This is a genomic window from Marinomonas gallaica (assembly GCF_049821165.1).
GTDB classification, from domain to species: domain Bacteria; phylum Pseudomonadota; class Gammaproteobacteria; order Pseudomonadales; family Marinomonadaceae; genus Marinomonas; species Marinomonas gallaica.
Map to the genome: position 1 here is coordinate 749633 of NZ_CP187511.1, position 12151 is coordinate 761783.

General features: G+C 46.9%; 11 protein-coding genes. 2 read left to right on the forward strand and 9 right to left on the reverse strand.

Annotated features, from left to right (window positions below; translation table 11 throughout):
• Positions 1 to 14: 14 nt before the first annotated feature.
• The 3 genes from ACPUEK_RS03480 to gmk form a co-directional block, all read right to left on the reverse strand.
• Positions 15 to 2132 carry a RelA/SpoT family protein gene (locus ACPUEK_RS03480; protein WP_067221188.1) on the reverse strand — a complete coding sequence of 706 codons (2118 nt, stop codon included), beginning with the start codon at positions 2130 to 2132 and terminating at the stop codon, positions 15 to 17.
• Between the two features lie 67 nt (positions 2133 to 2199).
• A complete protein-coding gene (gene rpoZ, locus ACPUEK_RS03485; protein ID WP_067034090.1) occupies positions 2200 to 2424 on the reverse strand; it encodes a DNA-directed RNA polymerase subunit omega in 225 nt (74 codons plus the stop codon).
• Positions 2425 to 2493: 69 nt separating this feature from the next.
• A complete protein-coding gene (gmk, locus tag ACPUEK_RS03490) occupies positions 2494 to 3114 on the reverse strand; it encodes a guanylate kinase (protein ID WP_067221185.1) in 621 nt (206 codons plus the stop codon).
• Between the two features lie 230 nt (positions 3115 to 3344).
• Here gmk and ACPUEK_RS03495 point away from each other — a divergent pair, with 230 nt between their 5' ends.
• Both ACPUEK_RS03495 and ACPUEK_RS03500 read left to right on the forward strand, forming a co-directional pair.
• Positions 3345 to 5555, forward strand: coding sequence for a putative bifunctional diguanylate cyclase/phosphodiesterase (locus ACPUEK_RS03495; RefSeq protein WP_425642334.1), 2211 nt, complete (start codon positions 3345 to 3347; stop codon positions 5553 to 5555).
• A complete protein-coding gene (locus ACPUEK_RS03500) occupies positions 5552 to 7384 on the forward strand; it encodes a sensor histidine kinase (RefSeq protein ID WP_425642335.1) in 1833 nt (610 codons plus the stop codon). The genes ACPUEK_RS03495 and ACPUEK_RS03500 overlap by 4 nt, the downstream gene beginning before the upstream one ends.
• Positions 7385 to 7401: 17 nt before the next feature.
• Here the strand turns inward: ACPUEK_RS03500 and ACPUEK_RS03505 are convergent, their stop codons facing one another.
• From ACPUEK_RS03505 to ACPUEK_RS03530, 6 genes are all read right to left on the reverse strand, one after another.
• The gene (locus ACPUEK_RS03505; protein WP_425642336.1) at positions 7402 to 8136 is read right to left on the reverse strand and encodes an MFS transporter; all 735 of its coding nucleotides are present in this window, start codon (positions 8134 to 8136) and stop codon (positions 7402 to 7404) included.
• Positions 8137 to 8177: 41 nt separating this feature from the next.
• The gene (locus tag ACPUEK_RS03510; RefSeq protein WP_425642337.1) at positions 8178 to 8579 is read right to left on the reverse strand and encodes a hypothetical protein; all 402 of its coding nucleotides are present in this window, start codon (positions 8577 to 8579) and stop codon (positions 8178 to 8180) included.
• Between the two features lie 30 nt (positions 8580 to 8609).
• Positions 8610 to 9698 (reverse strand): 23S rRNA pseudouridine(2604) synthase RluF, encoded by a 1089-nt coding sequence (rluF, locus tag ACPUEK_RS03515; protein WP_425642338.1) that lies wholly within the window; start codon positions 9696 to 9698, stop codon positions 8610 to 8612.
• A 4-nt stretch (positions 9699 to 9702) separates the two neighbouring features.
• Positions 9703 to 10323: a 23S rRNA (uridine(2552)-2'-O)-methyltransferase RlmE gene (gene rlmE, locus ACPUEK_RS03520; RefSeq protein ID WP_425642339.1), complete on the reverse strand. Its 621-nt coding sequence runs from the start codon at positions 10321 to 10323 to the stop codon at positions 9703 to 9705.
• Between the two features lie 73 nt (positions 10324 to 10396).
• Positions 10397 to 11026, reverse strand: coding sequence for a LysE family translocator (locus ACPUEK_RS03525; RefSeq protein ID WP_067034070.1), 630 nt, complete (start codon positions 11024 to 11026; stop codon positions 10397 to 10399).
• A 74-nt stretch (positions 11027 to 11100) separates the two neighbouring features.
• Positions 11101 to 12030 carry a LysR family transcriptional regulator gene (locus ACPUEK_RS03530; protein WP_425642340.1) on the reverse strand — a complete coding sequence of 310 codons (930 nt, stop codon included), beginning with the start codon at positions 12028 to 12030 and terminating at the stop codon, positions 11101 to 11103.
• Positions 12031 to 12151 lie beyond the last annotated feature (121 nt).

The window sequence follows — 12151 nt, forward strand, 5'->3', positions numbered from 1 at the left end:
TGAACGCTGTCTGATTAGCGTCCCACGAGCGTTTCGCGGGTCACTTTTTCAACACAGCGTATCGCTTTAATACGACGCATGACATCGGCCAAGCCTACGCGGCTTGAAATAGCGATGTTCAAACGTAATCGAGAAATCTTACCGCGCTCAATGATGTCTAAGTTTGATACTTGGAAATCGGTGTCAGTAATGGCGCTGGCGATTTGCGCGACTGCACCACGCTCATTTACATAGGTAATGATGAGACTGACATTGAGCTCTTCTTCGATCTCCTTGCCCCAACTCATGCGGATATAACGCTCTGGGTTGGCAAGGTGGTCTTGGATGTTCGGGCAGCTTTGATGATGAATGATAATGCCTTTATCGACTTGCACGTAGCCGACAATGGGGTCACCTGGAATCGGCGAGCAACACTTCGCGAAGGACATTAGCATGCCTTCGGAGCCATTCACTTTGAAAGATTTAGGCGTGACCAGTTCTTCTTCTTTAAAGTCAGGGAATAATTGTCGTGCCACCACGTAACCGACATGGCGACCTTTACCGATGGACTCTAGCAGGTCGTCTAAGATTTCAAATTGGTAATGATCCAACACCTGCTGAACTTGCTCTTGGGACAGTTCTTCGATCGTTGTACTAAACGCATTCAAAGATCGAGTCAGCAAGCGGTAACCAAAGGAAATCGCATTTTCACGCTGCTTCGTTTTCAAATAATGACGAATGTTGGTGCGCGCTTTACCGGTGATCGCAAAACTTAACCAAGCGACATTCGGTTGGGCACTTTTCGCGGTGATAACTTCCACGGTTTGACCGCTTTCCAATTGCGTACTGAGCGGCGCTAAGCGGCGGTTAATACGACACGAAATACAGGTGTTGCCGATTTCTGTGTGCACACCATAAGCGAAGTCGACGGGTGTTGCTCCAGAAGGCAGCTCAATGATTTCGCCTTTGGGCGTAAACACATACACTTCGTCAGGGAAAAGATCACTCTTAACGTTATCAATGAACTCCATCGGGTTGTGTGCTTTCTCTTGAATCTCAAGTAAGCTTTTCACCCATTTCGTTGCACGTTCATGATTGGTTGCCGTGACGCCAGATTGACCTTGAGACTTGTAGGTCCAATGAGCCGCAATACCTTGTACTGCAACCACGTCCATTTCTTTTGTACGAATCTGGACTTCTAACGGTAACCCATTATTGCCTAACACGGTGGTGTGCAGAGACTGATAGCCGTTGGACTTGGGTACTGCAATGTAATCTTTAAAGCGACCCTCGATTGGTTTAAACAGAGCGTGAATCACCCCGAGAATACGGTAACAGCTGTCCGGTCGGTCGGTGACAATACGTACGCCCATAACATCCATGATTTCTTCCAGAGAGCGACGTTTATTGTGCATCTTCTGGTAAATACTGTAGGTGTGCTTTTCACGCACACTGATGGACGAATCAATGTAGTCAGCGGCAAGTTCAGAGCGGATAAAATCTTCTAGCTTTTCCATCGCTTTATCACGTTGACCATAGCGCTTATTGATTGCGCGCTTAAGCATGCGTGAACGCATTGGGTAATAGGCTTCAAATGCTAAGGACTCAAGGTCAACTTTGACATTATACATACCTAAACGGTTGGCGATGGGTGCGTAAATATCGAGGGTTTCTTTGGCAATACGGCGCTTTTTATGACCCGGCATGGCGTCTAGAGTGCGCATGTTGTGGAGTCGGTCGGCCAGTTTTACCATGATGACACGAATGTCATCGGCCATTGCCATGGCCATTTTTTGGAAATTGTGCGCTTGTTTCTCGAGTTGGCTGTTGAACTCTAGGTGCGTCAGTTTGCTCACACCGTCTACAAGGCTTGCGACACCCTCGCCAAATTGTTCGGCAAGGGACTCGCGTGATATGCCAGTATCTTCAATGACGTCGTGCAAAAGTGCCGCCGTCAAGCCTTCGCAATCCATACGAAGGTCGGCCAAAATGAACGCGACCGCAAGTGGGTGAGTGACATAATGCTCACCACTTTTACGTTTTTGGCCGTCATGGGCCTGTTCAGCGTAGTAATACGCACGCTTAACCGTGGCTACCTGTTCATTAGGTAGATATTGGCTGAGCGTTTGAGCTAATACTTCAATAGTAGACACCGCTCACCTCACATCAGGAAAAGCTAAACCAGAACATCATGCGTTGAGCGATGTAAATCATAAAGAATTAAAACTCTGTTGTAGGCTTGTTCTGAAAGTCGACGTTTTTCGCATTAATTAGATCTTCTGCGATTTCGCGTAGTGCCACTACGGTCATTTTGTCTTCTTCAAGAGGCAGTTTTGCTTCTGCCCCGCCTGTTGCAAGCTGACGGGCGCGTTTTGCTGCCACCATTACCAACTCAAAACGGTTATCTACGTTTTCAAGACAATCTTCAACTGTAACTCGAGCCATGTTTGACCTCTATATAGGGTAAGAATTAATCACTAATTAGTATCGCTAATTTTACTTAACGGACGATCACTATGACAAGAGATCATTGATGAGTTCGCTGTGAATCTCTTGTATTAATGATGTTCTTGTGCGGTTCGCAGCAAAAACAGCCTTTAATTGAGTCAGAGCGTGCTCAAAATCATCGTTGATAATGACATATTCGTACTCTTCATAGTGTGACATCTCGCTGACAGCTTTCGACATACGACGAGCAATCACATCTTCTGAGTCGGTACCTCGGCCAGTTAAGCGCTCTTCAAGAGCGCTTAGAGAGGGTGGCAAGATGAATACGCCGATCGCTTCTGGGTACAACTCGCGTACTTGTCGCGCCCCTTGCCAATCGATCTCTAAAATTACATCTAGACCTTGGTCGAGCATGTCAAAAATAGCTTGTTTAGATGTGCCATAGTAGTTATCAAACACTTGGGCATGCTCAAAGAATGCATTGTCAGCAATCATGTCTAAAAATGAGTCAACGTCGACAAAGAAGTACTCACGTCCATGTTCTTCGCCAGATCGAGGCGCACGGGTAGTGTGAGAAACGGAAATGCGAACGTTTGAATCCGCTTCTAACAGTGCTTTGTATAGAGAGGATTTACCGGCACCGGATGGTGCTGACAGAATGAATAGATTGCCTTTTTGCTTCGTCATGACCCCACCTTGCTGAGCAAGACTGTGAATGTATAAACGGGCACTATATCACACTTACTTTCATAAACAGGCAGAGTGACTATAGTAAGTATTAGAGTTATCTAAAAAAACAGTATATGTGATTTGAATTGTTACAAATTCCTACAAATACTTCTAAACCATAAATCTATTTATTTGGTAACCAATACTATTATCTAACAAATAAAGTTAAATGAAACTGAGAGTAACGTATGAGTGCAAAAGGGAATATGCCACAGCGTAAAGAAGTTAAGTTATGTAAAATACTTTCCGTTGAAGACGATACAACGTACCAAGGCGCATTGCTGCTAACACTTAAAGCGCTGAATTATGGTGATCGTAAAATTGAGTTTTTGACCGCAAACAGTGCACAAGCCGCTTCGGCTGTGATTGCTCAGCATTCTGATATTGCTTTAGTACTATTGGATGTGGTCATGGAAACGGACGATGCCGGCTTACGCTTGGTAAAATCGATTCGAGATGGTCTAGGAAATCAACTGGTTCGGATTGTACTGCTGACAGGTCAGCCAGGCATGATGCCGTTGGGTGACCTAATGATCAATTATGACATTGATGATTACTGGAATAAAAGCGATCTGACGCACGAGCATTTGCAGTCCGTTGTACTGGGCAACATTCGTACATGGGAACACATGACGTCCATGCAGCAAGCCCGTCAAGGGCTGCAAATGTTGATTGAATCCAGTCAGCGCATCAGCAATAAACTCGACTTAAAAGCGTACACCCAGTCGATTCTTGAAGAGCTGTGTCGAGTATTCAACCTTGATATTGGTGGCATTGTCTGTATTGCCCACGAAAACGCTCAGGTACCCGAAAGTGCCTTGGTATTTGCTGCGGCAGGTGCTTATAAAAATTGGGCAAATCAATACCTTGGCAGCATTGACTCTGAACCTGAAATCAATCGGTTGGTCGGGCAGTGTATGTCCGCTCATTGCCATGTTTTAGACTCGCCGTTCTCAGCACTGTATTTCTCCAGCAAAGATGTGGACCAGAAAGATTATGTTGTAGTCGTTAAGAGTGAGCATGAGCTAACGGAGTACGAAGTCGATCTACTGCAAATCTTTGGGGAAAATATCAATGCTGGCTTTAGTAACGTCGCGCTGCATAACCGATTATCTGAATTAGCCTACTACGACACCGTCACTGGGCTACACAATAAAAACTGGTTAATTCGGCAGATCGAAAACTTATCGACGGCAGAACGTTTGAATACCAAACTATTTATGCTTCATGTAGAAGAGTTAACCTACAGCGAAGTGTTATTTGGCGTTACGTTTGGTCGATCGCTCATGCGTCATTTGGCAGCCTATTTAAAAGCGTGTTTTGTCAAAGCGATTGATGTGGTGTTGTATGAGCGCGATACCCTGATTTTGATGGTGTATGACAATCAACAAGATTATTCACGTGAAGAGCTTGAGCATGTTTTGCATCCGCAACTAGAAATAAAAGGCACGACGCACACTATTGATTTAACGGGTGCGTTGATTAAATTGGCTGACATTGATGAGCAAGGGCCGAGTCAAATATTGGGCATAGCCAAAGCGTTTTTAGAGCAGGTGAAGTATCAACAGAAGGTCTTTAGTGTTTTCGATGGCTCAGAGCTTGTCGATCTGCAAGAGCGTTATGAGTTGATGAAAAAAATGCGCATAGCGTTACAGAACAATAAGTTTTTCATTCATCTTCAGCCAAAAATTTCGTTAGTAGACCATTCTCTGATTGGCTATGAAGTATTAGTTCGCTGGCAGGACGATGATGGAAGCATGATTGCGCCAGACCGTTTTATTCCGTTGGCGGAAACATCCGGTTTAATTGATAAACTGGATGAATATGTCACCATTCGTGCTTGTGAAGCAGTTAAACAGCTACAACAGGCAAATATCAATGTTCCTTTATCGGTCAATGTTGCAGGTTCTGAGGTCACTCGAACGGACTTTGTAAAACGCTTTCAGAGTTGCTTATGCGAGCAAGGTGTCGATGCCCACAAAATAACTATTGAAGTCACTGAGACTCAGCTAATTGAAGTGTTGAAAATCGCATCCGATTATTTAGAGAAACTGCGTGACGTCGGCATTAAAATCAGTATCGATGATTTTGGGGCAGGCTATTCGTCATTATCCTATCTTTCCATGCTTAATGCCGACGAGCTAAAAATTGACCGTCAGTTTGTCGATCGTATGGATAAAACAGAACAAGATCGTAAGATTGTGCAAATGATTATTGAACTCGGCAAAACGCTCAACATGTCAGTGATCGCAGAAGGCATTGAAACCCAAGCACAGCTTGATATGTTGCGTGAGATGGGGTGTGATTCTGGTCAAGGTTACTTTATTGGACGCCCCATGCTCATAGAAGATGCTTTGGCATGGGCTAAAAGGAATGTTCAAGTGAATAAAACCAAATGAACCCAAAACTGATTGCGATTTTTGTCGTGCCATTCGTGCTCATGATTGCATTAGGCGTGGGGACTTTCCAGTTATGGCAAGCACAGTACAGTCAGCAGCTGTACTCTGAACAAACAGAGTTAGTAAATCGTGGCTCTGTATTGATGTCTCGCGAACTGGGTTATATGCAACAGACTGTGGGCTATATCGGTCGAGTGCTGGAAGGCTATATCACGCCGGATAAATTTGAATCCGAGCAGATATGGCGCGATAGAGTTGCTCAATACTTTACCCGTGCGCATGCATTGTCCCCTTATATATCTCAGCTTCGTTGGATTGGTCCGACAGGGCAGGAGCTTGTACGTGTAAATACCCTTAATAACAGCGCTGAAATCGTCTCAAGCTCAGGCCTACAAGACAAATCCAACCGTTATTATTTTATTCAAGGCATGGCGTATGGTAACGACGCTGTTTTGCTGACGCCGATTGATTTGAATGTCGAACAAGGGACGATTGTAACACCTTATGAAATTACTATCCGTGCCAGCTATAAGCTCTATAGCGCAGACCGTAAAGAGTTAGGTCTTCTGGTAGTGAACTATAACTTAAACTATTTGTTCGCTCGCTTGCGCGCCATACAAAGCAGTCGTAATTCGCTGGAAATGATCAACTCAAACGGGCAATGGTTGTTGTCTGAACGACCTGAGTTAGAGTGGGTGCATCTCTATGGCGATATATTATCTTCGTTTACTAACGCTTTTCCAAGGGCTTGGACAGATGTCGAAAAAAGTCGATCATTAAAGGAGTTTAGGCTTTCTGATAGCCGTCCCTTCACTTCATTACCAAACTATTTTAATGATGAATTATCGGGGCAGCCGAACCAGTATTTTCTGTCGATCGTTAGACAAGATGTTTGGCAATATAAAAAGCTGCAGATGATCTTTTTTGTCTTCTTGGCAGGTGTCATAGGGTATGTTTTCCTGACGACGGTTGGGATGCTGCTTTGGCGTTTAGAGACACAGCGTCGCCAGCATCTTCAGCAGATCGAGTCAGAGAAAAATCAGTTAGAAGTCGCTCATTATGAATTGGAAAAAAATAATCAGAATTTAGTGGCCTTGCAAAACGAATTGGTAGAACAAGGCAAGCTTAATTCGTTGGGGCTCATGGTTGCAGGTGTGGGGCATGAGTTGAATACTCCGTTAGGTGGTATACGTTTGAGCTTATCTTCACTGCAGAATTTGATGAAGCGTACAATCCATGATGCCAATGCAGAGGATGTAGAGGTTTGCAACGATATGATTGGCTTGGCGATGCAAAACCTTGCCCGAGCGACCGAGATCGTGGCGCAGTTTAAGCGCATTGCGACGAATCAAATGAACCCAGAGCCAGAGTCATTTAATGTTTTGAATATGCTGAAAGATACTTTATCTCCGCTTTCCTCCATACTTAAAAAGTACCCGTCTATTGATATTAAGTTGGAAGCGGAATCGAGTTTAAGTGTAACGTCACCCCAAGGCGTGATGTCTCAAGTGATCCAAAATCTTTTACTCAATGCGCTGGAGCATGCTTTTGATAAAGGACAGCCCGGCACCATTACGATTGCGGCGAAACAAGAAGAAGACTTTATGATTGAAGTATCGGATAACGGGAAAGGAATACGTGACGACATTTTAGCGACGATTTGGGAGCCTTTTGCCACGTCCGAGCGAGGCACACAACATACTGGGTTGGGGCTTTATATGGTGCACCAATGGGTTACTCGACTGCTCAATGGTCACATAGAGGCCGCCAATCACAAGCATGGAGCACGTTTTACGATTACCGTCCCCAATGCAAAAAATCCGACATAAGCCCAAAAGCGCTATGGCTAGTTTTCCTTAGCGCTGGCAAACCAGCCAATGATGCCCCAGATAAGACCGATTACAATCAAAACATAGAGCGGCAGCTGCCAGCTTTGAGTTCCATCATGTAACGCCCCAATGCTGACAGGTCCCGCGGCCGCGAATAAATAGCCCACCAATTGCGCCATACCCGATAAAGCGGCGGCCTCTTGAACGCTATGAGTACGTAAGCTGATGAGCGACAAACCCATCACAAAGCCCAAAGTACACCCAAAACCAAACAAGCAAGACCAAAGTGCAGCAAAGGTTGGTACAAATGCATAGCCGGTCAAACTTATCAGTGTTGCAATGACCGCAATACTGGTGAGCTGTCTAGGGCTGCCAAAAAAGTGCTTCAAGAAAGGCAAAATTAAAGCAGGGAGCATCCCCGCCGTTTGCAGATAACTGTGGTACAAACCGGCTGTGGTCGGATCAAAGCCTTTGGTGACCAAAATAGTGGGAATCCAAGCGTTTACAACGTAATTCAATACGGAATCGAGCGCTAAGAACAGTGTGATGATCCAGGCTAAAGGTGAGCGCCACAACACTCTAGGTGCTTGGGTCGAGAGTGGTATGGCAGTGGTGCGTTTAGGAATAAAAAACCAAAGCAGTAGCGCTGGCAAGATAAATACCAAATGGCTAAACAGTGCCACAGACCAACCGCGCCAGACATCAAATACGTCCGGGGCCCATTGGGCGATAGGCACAGCAAAGCCGGTCATAAACGCGCCGCCTAAATTCATCATCAACACATAAACAGCGGTCAACTGTAAGATTTGATGGGAAAATCGCGTTTTAATAAAATAGGCAACAACACATTACCAATCGCAATGCCTACGCCAATAAGCGTCATGCCAACATAAAGGTTAGGTAGGGCGTCGATACTGCGCAACGTAATACCGATGGCAATACTGACCGCACCGAGCAGTAAGGCGAGTTCTAGCCCGTAGCGTCGACCTAGGAAAGCGCCGAATGGTGCACACAACGCAAATGCCAATATAGGGAAGGTCGTTAATAGACCGGAGGCAGAACTACTCAGGTGCAAATCGGACTCAATTAGGTCGATCAGCGGAGCAATACCGACCACAGGGCCCCTTAGGCTCAATGCCATGACAAAAATAAACGCCAGCAAAAGCCAGTGGCGAGATTCGGATCGAAGGGGCATCAGCTTTCCCTATGATGAATGTCTGTTGGGTTATCGAGATCGATTGCGCTGCTTGCCGTTGCCTGCTGGAGCACCACCTTTGCCTTTCCCTGCGCCGGATGGCATTGGTTTGCTGCGGCCAGCGGGTGCCGGTTTGCCACCTTTACCATTGGCTGGGCGGCCTTTGTTATTGCCTGAAGTCCCTGCGCCACCTCGACCTGCCGGTGCTGGCTTGCCTTTTCCGCCCGCAGCAGGTTTGCCATTGGCAGGGCGTCCAGAACCACTTTTTCCGTTGGTATTCGGTTTGCCTGAGCGTTGTTCATTGCGACCTTGTCCGCCACGAGCGCCCGAGCCTGAGTTACCTTGATGGTTTTTGGGCCTGGGTTTGCGTGGGTTGCTGGCTTTCGGCGCGGCATTGCCGTCTGAATCTTTGGTCAGTTCTGCAATACCATTGATTTCTTTTTGCGTGAGGTCGCGCCAATCGCCAAGAGCGACACCTTTCAGTGATACGTTCATGATGCGAATACGCTCAAGTTGCACCACTTCGTAGCCAAAATGCTCCGCCATACGGCGAATTTGGCGGTTCAAGCCTTGTACTAAGGTGATGTTGAAAACGAAGGTCGATTCTTTCTTCACCTTACACTTCTTGGTCATCTGACCCAAGATCGGCACACCGTTACTCATGCCATCGATAAAGGCATCGGTGATCGGTTTGTTGACCGTTACTAGGTATTCTTTTTCGTGGTTGTTTGACGCCCGCAGAATCTTATTTACCAAGTCGCCATTGTTGGTCATAAAGATTAGACCTTGAGAGTCTTTGTCTAAGCGACCAATCGGGAAAATACGCGCGCCGTGTTTGACAAAACTGACGATGTTGTTTGGCTCGCTGGATTCGGTGGTGCTAACAATGCCGACGGGCTTGTTGACGGCGATAAAGATCAGATCTTCCGCTTCCATTGGCTCAATGGTTTGGCCATTGACCTTTACCAAGTCACCTGGGGTAACTTGGTCGCCAATGCCAGCGCGTTTGCCATTGATGAACACGCTGCCTTGCTCAATGAAACGGTCGGCTTCACGACGTGAACACAGACCACTTTCACTGATGTATTTATTGAGACGAATGGAGGTTTTTAATTGCATCGAATTAGCCTTTAAAGCCGCGGCCGACTAGGTACACTTCACGGGAACGAGCACGTGAAGACTCAGGTTTACGTACCACAACGCTGTCGAAGTTGGGGCGCATTTGTTTGACGAACTCTTCGTAGCCTTCCCCTTGGAACACCTTAACGGCAAAAAAACCTTTCGGTTTCAGCGTTTGCATCGCCATGTCCAAAGCTAACTCGACCAAATACATGGACGACGCTTGGTCAACAGTTGAGACGCCGCTCATATTGGGGGCCATATCTGAAATCACCACGTCCACGGGCGTACCGTCGACGGCGGTCATGATTTGATCGAAAACGTCCTGTTCGGTGAAATCGCCTTGAATGAACTCCACGCCCGCAATGCTATCCATCGGTAAAATATCAGAAGCGATGACTTTGCCTTTATCGCCTACCAACTTAGAGGCAACCTGCGACCAACCGCCAGGTGCAGACCCTAAATCAAGCACCAGGTTGCCCGGTTTGATCAGTCGATCTTTCTCGTTCAGCGTCAGCAGTTTGTAACTGGCACGGGAGCGATAGCCGTCCATTTGAGCCTTTTTTACATAGGGATCGTTGACGTGTTCATCGAGCCAACGGTTACTGCTTTTTGATCGAGCCATGGTGACGGGTACCGGATAGAAAAAGAAAACGCTATTGTACCTGCCTCGTGACCATCAGCAAAGAACCCTAGGCTTAGACCGCCATTGAACTGGCTGAGAACAGGATTTTTACGGCGAGAGCGATCAACACCAAACCAGACAAGCGATCAATGGTCACTGCATGGCGACGCAGCTTGTCCAAGATGTGTGAGTTGGACAGCATCAATGTGATAAAGGTGTACCACAAACCGTCGACGACAAATGGTGTTGCGACCATCAGCATCTGACCTTCGACCGCGCTCACGGCGGCCACAAAAGGACTAAACAGGGCGGCGAAGAACAGCGCAATTTTCGGGCTCAGCAGGGAAATCAGTAACCCTTCTTTGGCCGATTGCCAAACGCTGACGGTTTGGCCCGCGCCCAATTTAGCCGCGATGCCACCTTTGGAGCGCAGCGCATTAAAACCGAGATAGGCCAGATACGCCGCACCTGCATAGCTGATGACTAGAAATAGCCACGGTAATTGATGAAAGATCACCGCCAAACCAAGCATGGAAATCAACGCATACACACCAATGCCAAATGCGTGGGCCCACGCAGCGGCGAAGCCGTTCGGTTTACCTCCGGCTAAACTGTGTTTGGTCACAGTAACAAGGCTAGGTCCTGGCGACATAGCGCCGAGCAAACAAACGGTAAACAGTGATAGCCAAATCGTCAGTGTCATGATGTTCTCCCTTAAAGTGTTCTGCACCTTAGCAAGGCGACATCATTTAATGAAATCATGAATTCTCAATAGAGCTATGATTTTAAATCATAGCCGACCGAGGCTTTGACATCCGTCATAACCTGCCTCACGAGATTACGAACCCATATATGTGATGGGTCTTTATCGTACTTCTCGTGCCATACCAGCCAATATTTATCTAACGGCGTTGGGATGGGCAGCGGCTTGTAGGTCAGCTCATGTTCGACGGCCAAATGCCGAGCGATATGTTCTGGTGTCACCAGTAAAAGCGGTTGCTTACACAGCGCTTGGGCAGCGGCCGAGAAAAACGGCACATTTAAAGTGATGCGTCGCGCGAGCCCCAGTTTGCTAAGCTCTTGCTCAACAAAACTGTCTTTATCTCCACCGGCGTGAATTTTGATGTGCGCATAGGCCAGTAAGTCGTCCACGCACAGAGTGGTTTGCTTTGCCAGAGGATGGTACTGGCTCATCAAACAAACGCAACGGTCTTCGCCAATGAGTAACGAAGAGACGCCCTCTGGGCGAGTCAATGACATGCTGGACGCGAGATGAATGCCGGACGGATTCAGTTGGTCGATTAAGTGCGGATGCCAAAGTTGGTAATTGAGCGTCAGGTGAGGCGATTGTTCCGCAAAGACGTTGACCAACTCGGGCAAGATATATTGCGCCACGTAATCACTCGAGGACAACACAAACTCACCGTGCCACAGGCTAGGCTCAAACACTTCCTCCGCCATCATGTTGTCTAATGCCACAAACCAAGTCGCGAGCTGCTGTTGTAATTGCAGTGCTTTCGGCGTCGGCACCAACAGATTGCCATCACGAATTAACAAGGGATCTGCAAACAGTTCTCTAAGCTGGCTAAGGTGGCGGCTGACAGCGGATTGCGTCAAGTTAAGGCGCGCGGCGGCCTGACTGACGTGGCATTCTTCGAGGAGAACTTTCAACGATCTTAAGAGATTTAAGTTTACGTGTTTCGTCATCGTCGTTGCTCAATAACCAGAGTGAATAGGGGGTGCGTGAAATCGATCTTGTTAGGCCGAAGATAACAGTTTTTGAGCGGCTTTAGCATGGTGGTTAGGTCAATTGTTTTTATCACAGCGT

Coding starts and splice junctions, on each gene's coding strand:
- gmk (WP_067221185.1), bottom strand. CDS start 3,114: ATGACGAAGCAAAAAGGCAATCTATTCATTCTGTCAGCACCATCCGGT.
- ACPUEK_RS03530 (WP_425642340.1), bottom strand. CDS start 12,030: ATGACGAAACACGTAAACTTAAATCTCTTAAGATCGTTGAAAGTTCTC.
- ACPUEK_RS03525 (WP_067034070.1), bottom strand. CDS start 11,026: ATGACACTGACGATTTGGCTATCACTGTTTACCGTTTGTTTGCTCGGC.
- rlmE (WP_425642339.1), bottom strand. CDS start 10,323: ATGGCTCGATCAAAAAGCAGTAACCGTTGGCTCGATGAACACGTCAAC.
- ACPUEK_RS03500 (WP_425642335.1), top strand. CDS start 5,552: ATGAACCCAAAACTGATTGCGATTTTTGTCGTGCCATTCGTGCTCATG.
- rluF (WP_425642338.1), bottom strand. CDS start 9,698: ATGCAATTAAAAACCTCCATTCGTCTCAATAAATACATCAGTGAAAGT.
- ACPUEK_RS03495 (WP_425642334.1), top strand. CDS start 3,345: ATGAGTGCAAAAGGGAATATGCCACAGCGTAAAGAAGTTAAGTTATGT.
- ACPUEK_RS03505 (WP_425642336.1), bottom strand. CDS start 8,136: ATGACCGGCTTTGCTGTGCCTATCGCCCAATGGGCCCCGGACGTATTT.
- rpoZ (WP_067034090.1), bottom strand. CDS start 2,424: ATGGCTCGAGTTACAGTTGAAGATTGTCTTGAAAACGTAGATAACCGT.
- ACPUEK_RS03510 (WP_425642337.1), bottom strand. CDS start 8,579: ATGCCCCTTCGATCCGAATCTCGCCACTGGCTTTTGCTGGCGTTTATT.